The sequence below is a fragment of the Corynebacterium sp. UMB8791 genome, assembly GCF_054166365.1.
In genome coordinates this window covers 1-19862 of record NZ_JBSZCG010000157.1, presented here as the reverse complement: position 1 = coordinate 19862, position 19862 = coordinate 1, and the positions used below count along the sequence as shown (strand labels likewise).

Annotated in this window: 15 protein-coding genes and 1 CRISPR repeat array; of the genes, 5 read left to right on the top strand and 10 right to left on the bottom strand. The window is 61.1% G+C overall.

Features of this window, described 5'->3' with window-relative positions; all coding sequences use genetic code 11:
* Positions 1–2: 2 nt before the first annotated feature.
* The 6 genes from ACXIUA_RS10635 to ACXIUA_RS10610 form a co-directional block, all read right to left on the bottom strand.
* The gene (locus tag ACXIUA_RS10635) at positions 3–881 is read right to left on the bottom strand and encodes a carbohydrate ABC transporter permease (protein ID WP_457976813.1); all 879 of its coding nucleotides are present in this window, start codon (positions 879–881) and stop codon (positions 3–5) included.
* A gap of 3 nt (positions 882–884) precedes the next feature.
* Entirely contained in the window at positions 885–1730 is an 846-nt protein-coding gene (locus ACXIUA_RS10630) for a carbohydrate ABC transporter permease (RefSeq protein WP_070361626.1), read from the bottom strand.
* Positions 1731–1812: 82 nt separating this feature from the next.
* Entirely contained in the window at positions 1813–3141 is a 1329-nt protein-coding gene (locus ACXIUA_RS10625; RefSeq protein ID WP_256008432.1) for an ABC transporter substrate-binding protein, read from the bottom strand.
* A gap of 124 nt (positions 3142–3265) precedes the next feature.
* Entirely contained in the window at positions 3266–4495 is a 1230-nt protein-coding gene (locus tag ACXIUA_RS10620; protein ID WP_070478637.1) for a DUF4032 domain-containing protein, read from the bottom strand.
* Between the two features lie 9 nt (positions 4496–4504).
* Entirely contained in the window at positions 4505–5629 is a 1125-nt protein-coding gene (locus ACXIUA_RS10615) for an ABC transporter ATP-binding protein (protein ID WP_256060237.1), read from the bottom strand.
* A gap of 397 nt (positions 5630–6026) precedes the next feature.
* Entirely contained in the window at positions 6027–7121 is a 1095-nt protein-coding gene (locus ACXIUA_RS10610) for an ABC transporter substrate-binding protein (protein ID WP_457976812.1), read from the bottom strand.
* A gap of 1226 nt (positions 7122–8347) precedes the next feature.
* Between ACXIUA_RS10610 and ACXIUA_RS10605 the strand changes: the two genes are divergently transcribed.
* On the top strand, positions 8348–8584 hold the full coding sequence (locus ACXIUA_RS10605; protein ID WP_457976811.1) for a hypothetical protein: 237 nt from the start codon (positions 8348–8350) through the stop codon (positions 8582–8584).
* A gap of 4 nt (positions 8585–8588) precedes the next feature.
* Entirely contained in the window at positions 8589–9308 is a 720-nt protein-coding gene (locus ACXIUA_RS10600; protein WP_256005789.1) for a DUF981 family protein, read from the top strand.
* Here the strand turns inward: ACXIUA_RS10600 and ACXIUA_RS10595 are convergent.
* Both ACXIUA_RS10595 and ACXIUA_RS10590 read right to left on the bottom strand, forming a co-directional pair.
* Entirely contained in the window at positions 9305–9898 is a 594-nt protein-coding gene (locus tag ACXIUA_RS10595) for a hypothetical protein (RefSeq protein WP_457976810.1), read from the bottom strand. The two genes, ACXIUA_RS10600 and ACXIUA_RS10595, sit on opposite strands and share 4 nt — an antisense overlap.
* 57 nt (positions 9899–9955) lie before the next feature.
* On the bottom strand, positions 9956–11095 hold the full coding sequence (locus ACXIUA_RS10590) for an NAD(P)-dependent malic enzyme (protein ID WP_457976809.1): 1140 nt from the start codon (positions 11093–11095) through the stop codon (positions 9956–9958).
* Positions 11096–11259: 164 nt separating this feature from the next.
* Here ACXIUA_RS10590 and ACXIUA_RS10585 point away from each other — a divergent pair, with 164 nt between their 5' ends.
* The 3 genes from ACXIUA_RS10585 (at position 11260) to ACXIUA_RS10575 (ending at position 14460) form a co-directional block, all read left to right on the top strand.
* Positions 11260–12243 carry a hypothetical protein gene (locus ACXIUA_RS10585; protein WP_457976808.1) on the top strand — a complete coding sequence of 328 codons (984 nt, stop codon included), beginning with the start codon at positions 11260–11262 and terminating at the stop codon, positions 12241–12243.
* Between the two features lie 130 nt (positions 12244–12373).
* Positions 12374–12808 carry a DUF2871 domain-containing protein gene (locus ACXIUA_RS10580; protein WP_070478651.1) on the top strand — a complete coding sequence of 145 codons (435 nt, stop codon included), beginning with the start codon at positions 12374–12376 and terminating at the stop codon, positions 12806–12808.
* Between the two features lie 2 nt (positions 12809–12810).
* A complete protein-coding gene (locus ACXIUA_RS10575; RefSeq protein ID WP_457976807.1) occupies positions 12811–14460 on the top strand; it encodes an MFS transporter in 1650 nt (549 codons plus the stop codon).
* A gap of 320 nt (positions 14461–14780) precedes the next feature.
* Positions 14781–17774: direct repeats of the CRISPR family, unit length 36 nt; unit sequence CCCTCAATGAAAGGCCGCTCCCGAAAGAGCGGCGAC.
* Positions 17775–17961: 187 nt separating this feature from the next.
* Here the strand turns inward: ACXIUA_RS10575 and cas2 are convergent.
* On the bottom strand, positions 17962–18264 hold the full coding sequence (cas2, locus tag ACXIUA_RS10570; RefSeq protein WP_457976805.1) for a CRISPR-associated endonuclease Cas2: 303 nt from the start codon (positions 18262–18264) through the stop codon (positions 17962–17964).
* The coding region (cas1, locus tag ACXIUA_RS10565) for a CRISPR-associated endonuclease Cas1 (protein WP_457976804.1) at positions 18261–19862 on the bottom strand (1602 nt) is incomplete at its 5' end. The genes cas2 and cas1, both read right to left, overlap by 4 nt.

Sequence of the window (19862 nt, the reverse complement as noted above, 5' to 3'; positions counted from 1 at the left end):
TGTTATCCCTTCACGGCGCCAGCTGCGACACCTTCTACGATGTGCTTCTGGGAAGACATGTAGAAGATGATGATCGGGACGATGGCGAGCACGAGCATTGCCATCATTGCGCCCATGTCGCGGTTGCCCTGGGACCCAACGAACTGCTGGATGACCACTGGGATGGTGCGGTATGGGGTGGATAGGCCGATGACGAGGTATGGCAGCAGGTAGTCGTTCCAGACCCACATTGCGTTGAGGATGGCGACGGTCACTGCGGTTGGCTTGAGCATCGGGAGGACGACGCGGAAGAACGTTTGCAGTGGGCTGCAGCCGTCGATGGTTGCTGCTTCTTCAATCTCGAGCGGGATCGACTTGACGAAGCCGGCGAACATGAAGACGGACAGGCCTGCACCGAAACCGGTGTAGAGCACTACCATGCCGAGCGGGTTGGCCAGGCCGAGGCGGTCGGCGATGGTGACGGTTGGGAACATCACCATCTGGAACGGGATGACCATGGAGAACACGAACAGGTAGTACAGCGTGGACGTCCACCACGTTTTCACGCGGGTGATGTAGTAGGCGGTCATCGAGGAGAAGAAGACGATGGAGGCGACGGAGAGGATCGTGATGGTAAATGACCACACGATGGCCCACGCGAAGCCTTCACCTTGGACGCCGGTGATGTAGTTTTCGAGTCCGGCCCACATGTCGCCGAGTGGGATGGCGAATGGGTTGTTGGAGATTGCGAACTTCTGTTTGAAGGAGTTCAGGAAGATGAACACGATTGGTCCGAGGAAGACCACGGTGAGGAATACCAGCACCGCGTAGATGAGTATTTTGGCTGGGCCGCTGACGCTCGCCTCGGAGGCGGTGACGGGTGCCTTTGTTTTGGTTGCCATGGGTTATGCCTCCACTTCCTTGCTGCGTGTTGCGCGCAGCTGGAACATTGCGATGACGACGACCACTACGACGAAGATGACGGCCTTTGCTTGGCCGACGCCCTCGACGTTGTTGCGCAGGAACATCGTGTTGACAATGTTCAGGGCGACCATTTCGGTTGCGCCGCCTGGTGCACCGTTGGTGAGCGCGAGGTTCTGGTCGAAGAGTTTGAAGGTGTTGGACAGGGTCAGGAAGAGGCAGATGGTGATGGACGGCATGATCATTGGGATGGTCACGTGGCGGAGCATTTCCCACTTGGAGACGCCGTCGAGTTCTGCTGCTTCGATGAGCTCTGGTGGCACGTTCTGCAGGCCGGCGATGTAGATGATCATCATGTAGCCGACGAGCTGCCAGTTAATGAGGATGACCAGGCCGAGGTAGCCGTACTTCCAGTCGGAGACGATCGTGGTGCCGTATTGGGCGAGCACGGCGTTGATCATGGACTGCCATGTGTAGCCGAGGACGATGCCGCCGATGAGGTTCGGCATGAAGAATACGGTACGGAAGAAGTTGGTGCCTTTGAGTTTCCGTGTCAGTGTCCAAGCGATTGCAAACGCGAAGACGTTGACGGTGATGATGGAAACGATGGAAACGAGGGCGGTGAATCCGAACGCTCGGACGAAGCCTTCTCGTGCTTGGAACGCTTGGACGTAGTTGTCGACTCCTACCCAGGTAGCGTCGGTGATGGTGTGGAAGCTGGTGAATGACAGCAGGAAACCAATGACGAATGGGGCAAGGAAGGCGATCAAGAACGCAAGCAGCGTCGGCAGTACGAAGATTGGGAAATATTTCTTCAGTGATTGCTGCATTTGTGGTGCCTATCTGGGGAATAAAAAGCGCGGAGTGCGCTGTTCGCACACCCCGCGCTCTGGTTTACAACATGTTCAGTGCTTAGTTGGAGCCCTTTTCGGCCTTCCAGTCCTCGCTGAACTTAGCGACGACGTCTGCCCACTCCATGTTGCCGGATGCGTACTGGGCGAGGTTGCCGCCGAAGTCATCCTTGAACTGCTGGGATGGGAAGAACTGGAAGTCCCATGGCAGGGTGGTCAGCTCGGTGTTGGAGATTGCCTCCTGCACCTGGCGTGCCAGTGGGTCTGCCGGGACGTCGGTCTCCGTGTAGTTCTTGAACGGCGCGATGAAGCCGAGGTCCTCGATGACGTGCTTCTTGCCTGCCTCGGAGGTGAACAGCCAGTTCAGGAAGTCCTTGGTGGCCTGCTGGTCCTCTTCTGGAGCCTTGGCGTTGATGGCGAGGTAGTTCTCGGTGCCGACGTTGATGCCGGTCTTCTCCTCATCTGGGAGGCCCATGTACATCGGGAGGAACTTGATCTTGTCTTCCTTCACGACGTTGCCGTTCACGTCGGCGATCTGCGACCATGCCCAGTTACCGTTCTGGACGAAGGCTGCCTGGCCGAGTGCGAACTCTGCCATGGAGTCGGAGACTGCCTTGGACGGTGCCAGGGTCGGCGCGATGGTGGAGTTGTTCAGGTACAGGTCAAAGAGGTTCTTGAACTCCTTGTTGTACTTGAAGGTGACGTCCTCTGCGTCGGTGGTGCCGAGGTCCTCGAACTCGTAGTGCATTGGGCCGTTGGCCAGGTGCGTCTGCCAGCGCCAGTCCTCACCGCTGGTGAGGGAGGTGGAGGCGAAGGTGCCGTCGATGCCAAGCTCGTCCTTCTTCGACTGCATGTCTTCGGCGAGCTTCTTCAGGGATTCGAAGTTCTTGACTTCGTCCATGGAGGCGACTGCCGGGTTTGGCAGTGCGAAGTACTTATCGGTGATGTCCTCGTTGTAGATGATGCCGAAGCCTTCAACTGCGAACGGGATGCCGCGCACGGTGCCGTCTTCCGCGGTGAGCGGGGTGACGTCCTCGTTGAGGTCCTGCGCGAGGGAGAAGTCGGACAGGTCTGCGGTGTAGTCCTTCCAGGTCTTGAAGCCGGTTGGGCCGTTCATCTGGAAGAGCGTCGGAGCGTCGGACTTGCCGACCTCGGTGCGCAGGGTCTGCTCGTAGTTGCCGGATGCCGCGGTGACGACCTTGACTGGGACGCCAGTTTCTGCGGTGTACTCTTCGGCGATTGCTTGGTAGGTCGCGTCCTGCTCAGGCTTGAAGTTGAGGAAGTAGACGTTCGGACCTTCGGTGTCGCCACCGCCGCCACAGGCGACGAGGGCGGATGCTGCCAGTGCTGCGACAGCGGTTGAGGCAAAAGCTCGCGTGAATTTCTTCATGGGCCATCCTTCATGTGTAGCCGTGCTCCTTGCCAGCGTTACCCGATGCGGTTCACGGCGCGTTATAAGGTACTACCTCAGCATAGTGACCATTTATGGAGCACGGCAAACATTATGGCCCGCGTCACATCTCCGGGGGTAATTTATAGACGATTGCTTCGTCCGGATGCCCCGGCAGCACATGATCGAAATAGGACTGCGCCGCCTCGGCCAAGGTGACGTAGCGTTGGTCGTTTTGGCTCATGAACCAGCGGTGATCCAGGATTTCGTGGAAAATCTGCGCGGGTTCGAGCTTCTCGCGCAGCTGCGGCGGGATGAGTTCCACGATGGGTTCGTAGTTCTTCACCATCCAGCGGTGCGCGACGGCTTCGAGGGGGAGCTTGCCGCCGTAGCGCACGGCGCGGTAGACCTCCATCTCGCCGAGGAGGCGCTGTGCCTGCCGGTCCTGCACCTCCAGCCCGGTGAGTCGCAGCAGCTTTTTCTGGTAGAAGCCTGTGGAGAACACGGCGGGCTCGATGATCACCCGGTAGGTGTCTTCCCCGTCGTGTTCGATCTCGACTTCGCCGACGTCGAAGCCCAGCTCATTAATCTTTGCGACGCGCCCAGCGATCGCCCCGAACGCATCACCTTCGACGATGAGCTCCCCTGTCATCAGGTCCCACAGTTCGTTGTAGGTGGAGGCGATATCGTTGCCAAGGGTGATCACGTCGACGTCCTCGCTGAGGTAGCCGCCTGCCTGCAGGTCCATCATCTCGCCGATGATGTTGACACGGGCGACGTCGACGTCGTAGAGGCGTCGTCCGTCGGAGATGGGGTCGTGGAATTCGCCGGTTTCGGCGTCGACGAGGTAGGCGGAGAACTGGTCGGCGTCGCGGCGGAACAGGGTGTTGGACAGTGAGACGTCGCCCCAGTAGAAGTGGAGCAGGTGCAGGCGCACCAGCAGCACCGCCAGGGCGCGCACTAGCTTGTTGATGGTGTCGACGGTGATGTCGCGGGAGAACACGTCGCGGTACGGGAGTGAGAACCGCAGGTGCTCTGTGACCAGGCAGGGGGTGAGTTCCTCTCCGTTTTCGTCGACGCGGTGCGTGATGACGGCCACGGGGACGACGCAGGGGGCGTCGAGCTCTTGGAGCCTCCGGAGCATGTTGTACTCGTGGTAGGCGACTTCCCCGCCGATTTCCTTGACTGCGAAAACTAGCCCGTCGGCTTCGATGAGGCGCACCGTGTGTCGCGAAATGCCGCGGGGCAGCGCCGCGAGGAGGTCGGAGGACCAGTCCTCGAGTGGCTGCGCCCACGGCATTTTCAGCAACGTCGGTGCGTAGACGGGCGAGACAACGCTGAGTTTCTCGCGCAATGTGTGTCCTTAGATCCGCTGGCCGGTTGCCTTGCTAAATACGTGGAGCCCACCGTCAACGATCTGGACGTGGACGACGTCGCCCTTCATGATGCCGGACAGCGGCGCGGTGCGCACCACGATCTGGCCGGAGGTCTCCTCCTCGAGGCCCTCTTCCTTCCACCCGCCGCCTGCGAGGTGGCCGTACAGGTAGGAGTCGGAGCCGAGCTCTTCCACGAAGTCGATCTCGACCGGGATGGAGTGCTTCGCGGTCTCGTCGACGACCTGCAGGGACTCTGGGCGGAAGCCGAGGATGACCTGGCCGTCGTCTTCCACGGTGAGGTGGGAGATGTGCTCGTCGGAAAGTGGGATGGAGGCGCGGCCGAGCTTGGCCACCTTCTCGGTCAGGTCGACGTCGAAGGTAGACAGGTTCATGGCCGGGGAGCCGATGAAGCCTGCGACGAAGACGTTGTTCGGGTGATCGTAGAGCTCACGCGGGGTGCCTACCTGCTGCAGGACGCCGAAGTTCAGGACGGCGATGCGGTCGCCCATGGTGAGGGCTTCCGTCTGGTCGTGGGTGACGTACAGCGTGGTTACGCCCATGCGGCGCTGCAGGTTCGCGATCTGGGTACGGGTCTGCACACGCAGCTTCGCGTCCAGGTTGGACAGTGGCTCGTCCATAAGGAAGACCTGTGGCTTGCGCACGATGGCGCGGCCCATAGCCACGCGCTGGCGCTGACCACCGGACAGTGCCTTCGGCTTGCGGTCGAGGTACTGGGTCAGGTCGAGGGTCTTTGCAGCCTCTTCCACTCGCTTGTCGATCTCGGCCTTGTCCATGCCGGCGATCTTCAGCGCGAAGCCCATGTTCTCGCGCACGGTCATGTGCGGGTACAGGGCGTAGTTCTGGAAGACCATCGCGATGTCGCGGTCCTTCGGGCTGACGTGGGTGACGTCGCGGTCGCCGATGCGGATGTGGCCTTCGTTGGTGTCCTCGAGACCGGCGAGCATGCGCAGCGCGGTCGACTTACCGGAGCCGGACGGGCCGACGAGGACGAGGAACTCCCCGTCCGCGATTTCAAGGTTGAGTTTGTCGACACTCGGTGTGGTCGCACCCGGGTAGATGCGCGTTGCGTTGTCGTAAGTTACTGATGCCATGTGGTCCTCCATCGGCAGGTACGTGCCGAACGTTCCGTAGTGGGGATAAGGTACTCCCTTAACCTACCATCTGGAATCACAAGCCCATACTCGCTATGTCGCGAGTCACACTCCCGCTACCCCCGTTACATCCTCCCCCCGTACGGGGCTGAACTGCGTGACGTGTCCCCGTTTTTCAAACTTTTTTCTATTTGGAATACCCCAAGGTCAGCGCGAAATTAAGAGAAAGTTAAGAAACCTTCGTTGTCCCCTGTCTTTAAAGTTTAGGCCGATTTTCTCACGGGTATTCCCCTTTTCGCAGCTGGTTCCGTATAGTCCCAAGTAGAGAAATTCGAAGCAGAGACCCGGCACCTAGAACACGAGGTGCCGGGTTTTTCTTTGCCTTCTTAGAATTTTTTTAAGCCGCCGGGCCCTCGCCGTCCAGGATCCGCTGCGCGTCCTCGGTGCTCAGCTCGTATCCGTAGAACGTTGAGTAGAATTGTTGCGTCTCAGCAACCAGGTCGACGTCCTCAAACTTCTCCGGGTGGAACAGCTTCGCTGCCCACAGCAGCTGCAGCGCTTCCTCCGCCGAGTAGCGGCCCCAGTTCGACGTCCCCACCGGGTTCTTCACCACGTTGCCCTGCTTCACCGCAGGCACGTTCGCCAGTGCAGGATCATTCACCAGCTTATCGACGCCCAGCTGCGCCTCCATACCGCCCACGATGATGAAGTCCGGAGCGGCGTCGACAATGTCTTGCGGGGTGACGGTCGTGACGTCCACAACCTCCTCGATCACATTGCGAGCCCCCGTCGCTGCAATCCACTCCCCCACCAGGGAGTCCGGCCCGTCCGCCTGCGTGACGTCCTCCCCGCCAACGATATGCAGCACCTTCGGCTTCTTCTCCCCCGGCATGCCGCCCAGGCGGTCCGCGACCATCTTCAGGTTGCGCTCCATGTAGGTCACGTACTCGGTCGCCTTCTGGTCGGCCTCCTCGGTGCCCAGCGCGTTCGCCGTAATGCGCACGGACTTCATCAGCTGCTCAAAGTCATCAAAGTCGACCCTCGCCGCCGGGATCCCCTGCGCACGTGCCGCCTCGACCTGTTCCTTCGAGGAGGTTAGGAGCATTTCTGGGTTGATTTCCTTCAGCTCTTCGACGTTGAGGCGCGTCCCGGAGGCCGGCGTCGGCAGTTCCGTGACGTGCGGGTAGATCTTCGTCAGCCATGGCAGCCGCTTCGCTTCCTCAGTGGTGGCCACCAGGGTGTCCCCGCCACCAAGCATCAGCACAAACTGATTATTGACGTCCCACGTGTCCGCCAACCGGGTCACCTGCTTCGGCACCCGCACGTCTGTGCCGTCGATGTCTGTGAGCAGGCGGGTCGTGTCCTCCTGGGTGGTGGTCGCTGTGGTCTCTGTTGCAGTCTTGGCTGTGTTTTCTGCTGAGTTTTCGGCGGTGCACCCGGTGACCAGCAGTGTTGCGGTCAACAACGTTGCGGCTACGGCGTGGTGACGCATAGGAAAAGACTCCTTCTTAGGGGTTGCGATTACGCCAGCAGTGTACCCACCGACACCCCCATGCCCGAACCCGCCCCTCCCCGCGCACCAAATTCCCTCACGCAGGTTCAACGACCTAAGCTTTTATCGACGCCACTTCCCAAAATCCAGGAATTTGGTGTCGTATCTCGGCGTGCCAGTGCCAGAAGACGCAACCTATAACATCTAGCACATTTATGAACTGCGGAAATGTGGAGGCCGGAATTCAAACATGCGTCTCTTGGCACTGAGGCCTCTGGTACGCACCACATTCCCACCTGGCCGACCCCCGACCTGGGCTTTTGCCAACGCCACTTCCCAAAATCCAGGAATTTGGTGTCAGTCCGTGCTTGGTGCGCACCACATTCCCTCACACAGTCTCAGCGACCTGGGCTTTTGCCAACGCCGCTTCCCAAAATCCAGGAATGTGGTGTCGTATCTCGGCGTGCCAGTGCCAAACAACGCAACCGATAACCTCTAGCACATTTATGAACTGCGGAAATGTGGAGGCCGGAATTCAAACATGCGTCTCTTGGCACTGAGGCCTCTGTGTACGCACCACATTCCCACCTGGCCGACCTCCGACCTGGGCTTTTGTCAAAGCCGCTTCCCAAAATCCAGGAATTTGGTGTCAGTCCGTGCTTGGTGCGCACCACATTCCCTCACACAGTCTCAGCGACCTGGGCTTTTGCCAACGCCGCTTCCCAAAATCCAGGAATGTGGTGTCGTATCTCGGCGTGCCAGTGCCAAACAACGCAACCGATAACCTCTAGCACATTTATGAACTGCGGAAATGCGGAGGCCGGAATTCAAACATGCGTCTCTTGGCACTGAGGCCTCTGTGTACGCACCACATTCCCACCTGGCCGACCCCCGACCTGGGCTTTTGCCAACGCCACTTCCCACCTAGGGAAAATCCAGGAATTTGGTGCGGGGCCGGGGCCTGCCTGCAAGGGCCTCAAACATAAAAACGCAAAGAGTGAACCCCCTGCGCTCTCGCACTCGAAAATGGGGGGGTGTTGAGTGCTCAACCGGACTCGGGGGGAATCCGTGGGCAGGAGGCTCGACATTTATTATAGCCAAGTTTTCTCCCTTGTAAAGCCCGCGGGAAAAGGAGCAAATATTCCAAGGTAAACGCCATAATTAGGATATCCTCATTTTTTAGCAGTACGTGCGTACTGCAGTTCTTGAGTGAAAGTAGGACAACTATGCATGTAGGCAAAGAGCTGGTGCCGGTTGATGATCAGACGCAGGGGTGGGCGTCGAAACTTCTCACGGCGAGTTGGGTGCTATTGACGATCTTTTTGGTCGTCGGTGGGCTGTTTTTCTGGGTCATGGGCGGCGTGAAGGGTGAGGACCTTGGCGCGCTGACGTGGACGATTGCCTTTTGCTCGATGATTGCGTTGATGACGATTCGTCAGTACTTGTTGGCGGAGAGGAGCTAGGGCCATGTTGATGCAAGGTATTACGTACAACACGACGATGGGGCTGGTCGTCGGTGTAATTATGCTGATGGTGCCGCTGTTCATGCGTGCGTTGCAGAAAGCCGGAGACCGCTCAGTGTCTGGGTTTGGCTGGGCGTTCGTGTTCCTCGGTGCGTTTCTCGGGATGACGGGTGTGCATATGATGCTCACGTGGCCGCTGGAACAGATCGAGGGTGTGTTCTGTTGTGCGGTCGATAATGTGACGTTTGGTGAACCGGCCGCATTTTACGGTGTGATGACACTCATCGTTGGTGTTGCCGTGCTTCGCGCAGAGGATCGCGCTGACCGTGGTATCCGCGATTTGGACTGGGTGGCTACGCTCCGCCCGATTCTGTATGTGGCTGCGGTCGGTGGGTTTGGCCTGATCATGTTTGGTATCGCCGGGATGCATTTTGGTCAGTGGCGTCCACCAGAGGTTGAGCCGATTGCGCGTTTGTTGGCGGGCTCGATGCTTGAGCCGTTTATGGTGTTTACCTTGTATGTGGGTACGGGGCTTTCGGCGTTGCTTTCCCCGTTCGTGCTGACCAGCCCGGTTGCCCGGAAGGTGTTTGTGCCGGTGACGTTCATCATCGGCATGATGTGGGTGTTCCTCGGCCTGACCCTGTTTTACGGCCACGTTGGGTTCTTCCCGTGGCCGTTGCAGGGTGGCGGTGAGATGCACCCGGTGGGTGAACCACTGTTTTAGAACGGCAGCTTCACAGGCAGGTCGAACGGCAGTAGGTCCTTGAGTGGCCCTGCTACGACGGCCACGATGGCACCGAGGGCAGCCAGTACGCCGAGGGCGATGCCTGCGGCTTTGAGCTTGTCCTCGGTGTCGATGTCGAGGCGGGGGCTTAGGTCCGCCTTGCCGAAGGTCAGGTTGAGGTCAGCCTTGGCGTCGGACGGGGTGTCGCCGGCTTTGAGGCCGAGTGGCGTGATGCCGACGCCGTAGGTGACAGGGCGGGCCTTGGCGGCAAAGTTGGGCTGCGAAGGGTCGATGGCGTTGTCGAGTTGGAAGGTGCCCAGGACTACGTCGTTGTGTTCGCGTTCGATGACCGTTCCGGATTCGATATCGCCGGTGATGGTGGCGTTGGTGCCGGTGATGGTGATTTTGATGTCGTCGATGTCGACCTTGGGGGCGACGGTGCCGTGCAGTTTCAGTTCGCCGTCGAAGTGGAGGACGCCGTTGCCGTTGGCGTCGAGGCGGGTGTCAGCGACGTCGAGGGGGAAGGTGACCAGGTTGGCGTTCGGATCGAAGACGGCTTGGTCCTTGGCGTAGACGCCGGCACCGGTCACCAGGTTGGCGTGCTTGTTCAGTTCCTGCAGGAGGGACTGCTTGATTGGCCTGTTCTGTTACACCGCTTCCGCGACCGCCTTCGCGACGGCCGGTGCCACGCGGGGGTCGAGTGCTTGGGGGACGATGTTGTGGGCGGTGGGGGCGTCGATAAGTGAGGCGATGGCCTCGGAGGCGGCGAGCAGCATGGGGCGGGTGATGCGGGTGGCGCCGGCGTCGATGGCGCCGCGGAAGATGCCGGGGAACGCGAGGACGTTGTTGATCTGGTTGGGCATGTCTGAGCGCCCCGTTGCGACGACCCCTCCGTGCCTGCGCGCGACTTCCGGGTCGATTTCCGGGGTGGGGTTGGCCAGCGAAAACAGGATTGGTGCCTCGGCCATGAGGAGGACTTGCTCTTCGGTGATGTGGCCGCGCGAGAGGCCGATGAAGGTGTCGGCGCCGCGGAGGGCGTCGTCGACGGTGGTGTGGATGTTGCGGGGGTTGGTGCGCGCGGCGAGGGATTGTTTGATGGGGGTGAGGCCGGCGCGGTCGGCGTGGATGGGGCCTTGGGAGTCGAGGACGATGATGTCGCGGATGCCGGCGTCGAGAAGCATGTCGACGCATGCGATGCCCGCGGCGCCGGCGCCGGAGATGACAACGCGCAGGTCGGTGAGGGTGCGGTCGAGGACGCGCGCGGCGTTGCGCAGTGCTGCATAGATGACGACGGCGGTGCCGTGCTGGTCGTCGTGCATGACGGGGATGTTGACGCGTTCGTCGAGGCGCCGTTCGATGTCGAAGCAGCGTGGCGCGGCGATGTCTTCGAGGTTGATGGCCGCGAAGGAGGGCGCGATGCGCACGACGGTGTCGACGATTTCGTCGACGTCCTGGGTGTCGAGGACGATCGGGAAGGAGTTCAGCCCGGCGAACTGCTGGAAGAGCTGGGCTTTGCCTTCCATGACGGGCAGCGATGCTTGGGGGCCGATGTCCCCGAGCCCGAGGACCGCGGTGCCGTCGGTGACGACGGCGACGGTGTTCCCCGCGCCCGTGTAGCGGCGCGCCTGGGCGGGGTCCTGCGCGATCGCCTCGCACACTTCCGCTACCCCCGGCGTGTAGCAGATGGCAAGATCGCGCATGGTGTTCACCTCCATCCGCGATTGGATGGCGAGCTTGCCGCCCTCGTGAGCTGCGAAGATTTCCTCGGTTGTTGGCTGTCCCTGCACGATTTTCCTTTCATCATCCTAAAGATTGACCCCATAGTACAGCTGTGGTGCGCCCGGGTCTATGGGTTAACCCCGGTGTGTTTCACGTGAAACATGGGAAACGTGGCGGTGGACTAGACTAAGATGTCTTTAACTATGTTGTTTTTCACCCAAAAGGAGCGCAGGTGCGACGCGCAACTAAACTCGGAGCTGCAGCGCTAGCAGTAACGCTGGCGCTAGCGGGCGCCGCCGCTCCCAACGCTGCTGCGGACCTCAGCTCCGTGCGCTACACCGCCGGCGTCGTGGTGAACCAAGGCGACATTGTTGAGGTCGGTATCACGAAGTGCCAGGTTGGCTACGTCGATGCGGCGTCGAAAACGGTGTACGTCGCGCGCCACTGCTTCACCCAGAGCCCAGGAGAGGTCCTGTATAAGAACAGTCAAGCGGTGGGCTACAGCACTCGCGCCGGGCTTATCGACGCCCGCTTCAAAAACGACGACGTCATGGCCGTCAGGCTCTACGAGGATGTCATCGCAGGCCAGAATGTGTTTTCAGGCGATGCCGTCGTGGATTACGGCACCCTGGAGTCTGACATGAAGGTGTGCGCCAACTCGGTGAAGCAACGCAAGGTCGTCTGTGGACATATCCAGGGCGCCGGCGACGGCGTAATTAAGGTCGAATCCGATGACACCCTCATTCAGGGCGACTCCGGCGGGCCCGCCTGGCTCGTCGATGACTCCGGCAACCCCCTCTCATTCGTTGGCGTGATCTCGCAGACCAGCACTACCGAAACTCCGCAGGGTAAGCCCTGGTACGAGTGGAAACTCACCTCCGTAACCGCGAAGTCCTGCCGTGCCAGCACGGAAGTTCCCTCCTACACGCGCACGCAGCCCGAGTCGTGCGGGATTCACGACGACGCCCCCGGTCTCCTCGCACCCGTCACCAGAATGCGCCCACCCGGCCAGCCCTGGATGAAGCGAGTAGCCACCGAGTTCGAGGTGTTGTCCTCGAAGATCAAGGCCGGGGAACCCCTGAGCCGACAGCAGGAGGACATGGTCCTTGGGCTCACGCTGTCGATCGTGATCGGCATCGCAGGGCTGGGCCTCTACGGTGCCTACCTGCTGGGCGAGCCCATGATCGCGCAGTTCGTGGATGGGCTCAAGCGCTAACCCCACTCAACCGTTCGGTTGACGCAATGTTCAACCTGCTGCGCGATTACTTTCTGCGCCCGCTCCAGCACCATTGATGGTGTCAATGGATTTCCCGCCCGTGTTGGCGGTTGCAGAAGGAGTGTGCAAGGTGCAGAAGTTGTACAGGGCAGCAGTGTTGTACTTGGTGCTTGGTCTGGGCGCGGGGTTGTTCTACCGCGAGTTCACCCGCGCGAATGATTTCCCGGAGGGCCAGTTCACGCAGCTCGGCGTGACGCACACGCACTTGCTGGTGCTCGGGTTCGTCATGTCGTTGATTTTCTTGGTGTTGGAGAAACTGTTCCGGGTTTCGCGGTCCGGCAAGCTGTTCACGTGGTTCTTCTGGGTGTACAACGTCGGCGTGCTCATGACCTCGGGCATGATGGTCTGGCACGGCATTCTCACGGTGCAGGGCAAGGAGTCCACGGCGATGATCGCAGGTATCGCGGGCTTGGGCCACATTGCGATCACGGTTGCGTTGGGTCTGTTCATGGCGGCGCTCGGTCGTGCACTCAAGTCTGTTGAGCCAGAATCAGTAAGGCGTTAGTGATGAGCGAAGTAGAGGTCACCACGCCAACGCGTCGCGATTGGATCAGCCTCGCCGTCCTCTCGGTGGGGCTCGGGGTCATCGTTCTCGACGGCACGATCGTTGGCGTGGCGTTGCCGTCGATAATTACTGACCTCGGCCTGGACCTCACTCAGGCACAGTGGGTGAACAGCCTGTACGCGGTGCTGCTCGCCGCGTTGTTGCTGTCCACGGGCAAGATTGCGGACTCGTGGGGCCGCAAGCGCGCCTTCCTCGCGGGCCTCGGGGTGTTCGTCGCGGGCAGCGTCCTCGCCGGCTTTTCGACGTCCGCCTCGACCCTCATTTCCGCCCGTGCAGTGCAAGCCGTGGGCGCGGCCCTCATCATGCCGTCAACGCTTTCGACGGTAAACGCGGTCTTCCGCGGCAAGTACCGCGCTGCCGCCTTCGGCGTGTGGGGCGCCGTGATCTCAGGCGCGGCCGCGGTCGGTCCCCTGGCCGGCGGTGCGCTGACGCAGTGGGTGTCCTGGCACTGGATCTTCCTGGTCAACGTGCCAATCGGCGTGATCGTCGCCATCGGCGCGGTGCTCACCGTCCGCGAGACCCGCAGCCCCGACAAGCTCCCCGGCATCGATGTCGACGGCGCCCAGCTCAGCGCCATCGCGTTCGGCACCCTCGTCTTCGCCATCATCGAGGCACCCGACCTTGGCTGGTGGACCCCCAAGGAGCCCCTGACCGTGTTCGGCTGGACCTGGCCCACCACCGCCCCGGTCTCCCCCGTCCCCGTGGCACTTGCGATCTCCGCCGTGGCCTTCTTCCTCTTCATCCGCTGGGAGCAGCACCGCAAACGCGTGGAACGCTCCGCGCTCCTCGACTTGGGTCTGTTCTCCTACTCCACCTTCTCCTGGGGCAACATCACCGCCGGAGCCGTCGCCATCGGCGAGTTCGCCATCATCTTCATCTTGCCGCTCTACCTTATTAATGCGCTGGGCCTGTCCGTCATGTCCGCCGGCCTGGTCCTGGCCGCGATGGCCGTCGGCGCGTTCCTCTCCGGCGCGGCCGCCCGCCACGTCGCCGCCCGCTTCGGCGCGCCGGGCACCGTCCTGATCGGCCTCGCCCTCGAGGTTGTGGGCGTCGTCATCCTCGCCCTTATCATGGGCGCCGACACCAGCGGCTGGCTCATCGCCGCCCCACTCACCCTCTACGGCCTCGGCCTGGGCTTGGCATCGGCGCAGCTCACCGGCACCGTGCTCCGGGATATTCCGGTACAGCGCTCCGGCCAGGGCTCCGCCACCCAAAGCACCGTCCGCCAAGTCGGCTCAGCCCTGGGCACCGCGGTCTCCGGCTCCGTCTTCTCGATGGCCCTCGCCATCACCCTCCCCAAGACCCTCACGGCCGCCGGCATCACCGGCCCCCTTGCCGACGCCACCTCCTCCACCACCCGCCAATCCGCCGGCTCCGCCATCACCCAACTCCGCATGGAGGGCACAGCCAGCGCATTCGGCGACCAAACCGCAGTCGTTGTGCAGGCCCTCAGCGAGGGCATGGCCGACGCCGCCCGCTGGTCCCTCCTCGCCGCCACCGCCTTCCTCGCCCTCGGGTTCGTCGGCGCGTTGCAGGTGCGTAGGGCGGCTGGGACCGGGGCTGCCGATGGGGAGGTGGGGGCTGAAGCTTAGGCTAAGGCAGTGAAGTACTGCTAAGAGAAAGGGGTCGGCACCCGGAAAACCGAGTGCCGACCCTGCCGACCTAGGCTTGGGTTAAGTTCCCAATCTCCCTGTCCTCAATGAAAGGCCACTCCCGAAAGAGTGGCAACCAATACCTTTGCCAACCAGACGCTCCCTGAGCTCGTCCCTCAATGAAAGGCCGCTCCCGAAAGAGCGGCGACCACGTGCTCAAGGCCGTCGACGGCGACAAGCTCAAGACTCCTCAATGAAAGGCCGCTTCCGAAAGAGCGGCGACTTGCGGCGGTTTGGCCGGAGCCATTGCGCATCTGGTCCCCTCAATGAAAGGCCGCTCCCGTAAGAGCAGCGACCCGCCTGGCATGTGCTCCCAGTACCACGCGCCGGTCCCTCAATGAAAGGCCGCTCTCGAAAGAGCGGCGACCTGGGGCGGTGCGGCAGTACGGCGGAGTGCCCCCTCCTCAATGAAAGGCCGCTCCCGTAAGAGCGGCGACCGAATAGTCAGGCATTGCAATCCTCCTTTTTGGCGACTCCTCAATGAAAGGCTGCTCCCGAAAGAGCGGCGACGTCGCGTGCGCCAGCTCGTGGGCCAGCGTGGATTTCGCTCAATGAAAGGCCGCTCTCGAAAGAGCGACGACACGGAGACCTCTAACAGGTCCACGGCGCGGACTTCCCCTCAATGAAAGGCCGCTCCCGAAAGAGCGGCGACATGCTGAATGTGAACCGGGGCGCTGAATCGAACTGAATCCCCTCAATGAAAGGCCGCTCCCGAAAGAGCGGCGACCTCCCCACGTGGGGACTCACCCCGCACCGTCACACTCCCCTCAATGAAAGGCCGCTCCCGAAAGAGCGGCGACCGGCTATCGCTGAATCGCTTCGCGTGCGCGGGCACCCTCAATGAAAGGCCGCTCCCGAAAGAGCGGCGACGATCCGACGGACGAGCTTGAGAAGGTGCGTCGACTCCCTCAATGAAAGGCCGCTCCCGAAAGAGCGGCGACGTAGATGTCTTCGTCTGCGCCGGGTTTGAGTTTCCATTCCCCTCAATGAAAGGCCGCTCCCGAAAGAGCGGCGACGCCCAAACGCTCACTCCCCGCTTCACATACGGGATCCCTCAATGAAAGGCCGCTCCCGAAAGAGCGGCGACTACGCAGAGATCGTAGTGAGAAACACCACGCTTGCACCCTCAATGAAAGGCCGCTCCCGAAAGAGCGGCGACCGTCGAAAAATCCCACACCCCATCGATGGCTTTCGCCCCTCAATGAAAGGCCGCTCCCGAAAGAGCGGCGACATTAGCGGTAACGCCAGGCGTCCAAGTCCTCCCACTCCCCTCAATGAAAGGCCGCTCCCGAAAGAGCGGCGACCACCGGCGATGGCGAGCTCGGCGCGCGGCTTCACCCCTCAATGAAAGGCCGCTCCCGAAAGAGCGGCGACGGCGGGTACCGCCTCGCTGGCGGCTACCGTCTCGGCCCCTCAATGAAAGGCCGCTCCCGAAAGAGCGGCGACCTCCGGGGTCATCATGCGCCCCACCCCCAACGGACCCTCAATGAAAGGCCGCTCCCGAAAGAGCGGCGACTCCACCCGTCGCATCACCATCCGGGGTGGTCTCTGGCCCCTCAATGAAAGGCCGCTCCCGAAAGAGCGGCGACATTAGCGGTAACGCCAGGCGTCCAAGTCCTCCCACTCCCCTCAATGAAAGGCCGCTCCCGAAAGAGCGGCGACCACCGGCGATGGCGAGCTCGGCGCGCGGCTTCACCCCTCAATGAAAGGCCGCTCCCGAAAGAGCGGCGACTCTAGTGTGAGGTTCGCTGTCTTGTCGACGTATGAGGGCCCTCAATGAAAGGCCGCTCCCGAAAGAGCGGCGACCTCGGCAACTGGGGCGACTGCTCCGGCGCAATGTCGGCCCTCAATGAAAGGCCGCTCCCGAAAGAGCGGCGACCCAGAACAACTGGTCGCGCTTTTCACGCCGTTCTTCCACCCTCAATGAAAGGCCGCTCCCGAAAGAGCGGCGACCTACCTACTCGCTGGGGTAAATGTCACCCTCGATCCCTCAATGAAAGGCCGCTCCCGAAAGAGCGGCGACCCCGGGTGTCGTGGGAGAAGCACATCGAGCACGCCCTCCCTCAATGAAAGGCCGCTCCCGAAAGAGCGGCGACCGCTAGCCTGGTCGCGGGGTTCAGCAAATGGAAGAACCCTCAATGAAAGGCCGCTCCCGAAAGAGCGGCGACCAGACACGATGCCACCATCAGCAAACGTGCCAACACGCCCCTCAATGAAAGGCCGCTCCCGAAAGAGCGGCGACGATCGACATCTTGAACGAATGGAGTGAACGCAATGGCCCTCAATGAAAGGCCGCTCCCGAAAGAGCGGCGACCCTACGGGGTGTGGCATACCCCGCGCGTGGTCAAGCGTCCCTCAATGAAAGGCCGCTCCCGAAAGAGCGGCGACGCCAAGGTCGAAGCTGGCAACCTTGCCATTGATGCGCACCCTCAATGAAAGGCCGCTCCCGAAAGAGCGGCGACCCAGAGACTTTGAGGATTCGTCGGTTGATGGTTTGCGTCCCTCAATGAAAGGCCGCTCCCGAAAGAGCGGCGACTTCTTATGCGGCGGCGTAGTCGAAGACGGGATCGAACCCTCAATGAAAGGCCGCTCCCGAAAGAGCGGCGGTCTTCGCTTCCGGCGGTGTGCTCGGTGGTGGTGGTCCCTCAATGAAAGGCCGCTCCCGAAAGAGCGGCGGTGCACTACTACCCGCGCTCCCAGTGGGGGCCACTCGACCCTCAATGAAAGGCCGCTCCCGAAAGAGCGGCGGTTGGCGTGTCGTACCGCTTCCATGAAACCGCCGCGCACCCCTCAATGAAAGGCCGCTCCCGAAAGAGCGGCGGACGGGGCACAGCCACCTCACGGCGCTCATGCGTCTTCCCCTCAATGAAAGGCCGCTCCCGAAAGAGCGGCGGGCGCCCATAGGTCACGCAGCTCGTCGGGTTCAGCGACCCTCAATGAAAGGCCGCTCCCGAAAGAGCGGCGGGTTCGCGGATCTTAATCGCAGCATCGTCAGCGTCCACCCTCAATGAAAGGCCGCTCCCGAAAGAGCGGCGGCTTGTTGGCCTTGGCGTCCAGGGCAGTTTGCAGCTCCCCTCAATGAAAGGCCGCTCCCGAAAGAGCGGCGGCTCGAAGAACGTGTCGCCAATGATTTGCCGTTGGGCACCCTCAATGAAAGGCCGCTCCCGAAAGAGCGGCGGACGCGGCTTTTGAGGACGTTCCCGGTTTTGAGTTGGCACCCCTCAATGAAAGGCCGCTCCCGAAAGAGCGGCGGAGACCCCGGAAAAATAGGGCCATATACAGCGGGTTTGCTGGAGGTTCCGAGCGCAATAGGAATAATAGCAGTTTTGAGGTTGATCTTTTGCCTTCACTATTGAGTTCTCACCTTTGACATGCGGTTTCCTTCTGCGAGCGTACCCTGGGGTTTTCGTTACACCGGAGCGCTCGCAGGACAAGCATGACCTACAAAATTAGGACATCGTTGTCGGTCACCTCCCGCGACTTCCCAAGGTACCCGAAGCGTTGCTCATTGAGTTCGGCAACTCTTCCGAGATCGCAGAAGAGGATGGAGTCCTCGTCCGAATCAATGAGCTGTTCCAGTTCGGACTTGAGCTGCAACAATCGGGCGGGTGAGATGTCCACGATGAATACACTGTACTGCACTCGATCGCCGTATTCCTGCAGGGTGGTCGCAACGCGGCCGCGGCGACGATCGTGGATGATGTCGTAGCAGATAAGCGTTCTGCGTGCGTCGTCTCTGCTCATCGGACTGTCACTCCAACGTAGGAAGGCTGCACACCAGTGAGCACCCCGAGAATCATCCGGGCTTGGATCTCAATGACTCGGCGCCACGTCACGTCATAACCGAACAGTGGGTGCTGAATACTGGTCTGCACTCGGCGTTCGAACGCGGCGATCACCTTCTTCCTCGCGCTGTCGCGTAACCGAGCAACGTCCTGAATGTAAGTGAAATCCGTTGCTTTAATCTCTCGGCGGTTGATCATTGAGATCACCACCGAGTCCGCGATAGGAGCACGGAACTCCTCCATCAGATCTAGGGCGAGCGCCGGTTTGTTTCGCCCACTGCTGTGCAAAAACCCCGCGTGTGGGTCTAACCCGCAGGTGAGGATCGCTCGGATCACTTCCGTACGGAGCAGCCCGTAGGCGTAGTTCAGCAAGATATTGATGGGGTCGGCAGCTCCTCTGCCATGCCTTCCGGGCCACTCCCACTCGAGTGCCTCCATGCGCTTGCTACTGAGCATTGTTGGAAAGCTCTTGAAGTACGCAGCAGCTGCGTCGCCTTCAATACCGAAGAGCTCGGGAATGTCACCCGCAGTTGATGCGCGCTCTGCCTCGTTCAGGAGAAACTGCACTGCATCGGGTGCATCGCCGTTGCGTCGAAGCAGCGTTGCTTGGTTGGCGATCTTTGCTGTGATCATCCCGCGCGCGATGGTGAGATCCCCGTTGTGGCTCCGGACGTGTTGCTCCACGCGCGCTGCTCCATTAGGGCCGTCGGCGGGCTGCGACATTCCGTAGACCCGCCCGGTAGATGAGCACCAAACAACCGGAACGTCGTTCCAGAGCAAGTTTCGATGCAACGCGCTGGATAGGTCGATGTTGCCGTGGACTACTACGCCTTGAATGCGCGCTAGCGGGGCGTCGGCAAGCTTTTCTCCTTCCTTTTCGACGACCACTCTGCCCCGCCGAATGCTCGCACGAGAACCCTGTGTGGTGAGGTGAAGCACCTGCCCATCGGGGTCCGCGGCGTGGATTCTGCGTCGGGGGTTTCCTCCGTTATATTCATCCGGCAGACAAACGGAAAAGTGGGAGCAACGCGCGCAGCGTTCGTCGTTCACAAGTGGCACCGGAGCATGCGAAGAGTCAACGATGTCCCGCGTCCTTGCAACCATGCGAGCTGCGTTGTCCACATCGTCCTCGGTGAGCTCCACGCTCACGCGTCGCCGATGATCAGTGAAGTAAATCGCCTGATCAACGACGGAGAAGCCCGCCTCGCGCAGGCACTCCCTCTGTAACGTAAGCTGCAGTCGGTTCGCTGGCGTCACAACCGCTCGCCTGCGCACTGGTGTGGCTTTGTGCTCCACCAAAGCCACCTCGTGCTCGTCAAGAAACTCGACAGCATCTGCCTTCCCAACGAGTCCGAGCGCTTCGCATCGAAGCGGATACGACGTGAGGCGCTGCGACCGAGAGTTCGCTGCGTTATCTACCGCCTGATGAGCCACGTCGCCTGCCTGCATCTGCTGAGTAAACGTAGTTTCCCCGTTTGCCTCGAGCCAGGTGCGACGCTCACAGTATGCGGTGTGCAGCACCAGGCTGATCGGCAGGAAGTCCTCTTCTGTAATCAC

What these genes read in the sequence shown, in the direction of transcription:
- ACXIUA_RS10605 (WP_457976811.1), top strand. Translation starts at nt 8,348, where the DNA reads ATGCATGTAGGCAAAGAGCTGGTGCCGGTTGATGATCAGACGCAGGGG.
- cas2 (WP_457976805.1), bottom strand. Translation starts at nt 18,264, where the DNA reads ATGAGCAGAGACGACGCACGCAGAACGCTTATCTGCTACGACATCATC.
- ACXIUA_RS10615 (WP_256060237.1), bottom strand. Translation starts at nt 5,629, where the DNA reads ATGGCATCAGTAACTTACGACAACGCAACGCGCATCTACCCGGGTGCG.
- ACXIUA_RS10600 (WP_256005789.1), top strand. Translation starts at nt 8,589, where the DNA reads ATGTTGATGCAAGGTATTACGTACAACACGACGATGGGGCTGGTCGTC.
- ACXIUA_RS10575 (WP_457976807.1), top strand. Translation starts at nt 12,811, where the DNA reads ATGAGCGAAGTAGAGGTCACCACGCCAACGCGTCGCGATTGGATCAGC.
- ACXIUA_RS10635 (WP_457976813.1), bottom strand. Translation starts at nt 881, where the DNA reads ATGGCAACCAAAACAAAGGCACCCGTCACCGCCTCCGAGGCGAGCGTC.
- ACXIUA_RS10610 (WP_457976812.1), bottom strand. Translation starts at nt 7,121, where the DNA reads ATGCGTCACCACGCCGTAGCCGCAACGTTGTTGACCGCAACACTGCTG.
- ACXIUA_RS10630 (WP_070361626.1), bottom strand. Translation starts at nt 1,730, where the DNA reads ATGCAGCAATCACTGAAGAAATATTTCCCAATCTTCGTACTGCCGACG.
- ACXIUA_RS10625 (WP_256008432.1), bottom strand. Translation starts at nt 3,141, where the DNA reads ATGAAGAAATTCACGCGAGCTTTTGCCTCAACCGCTGTCGCAGCACTG.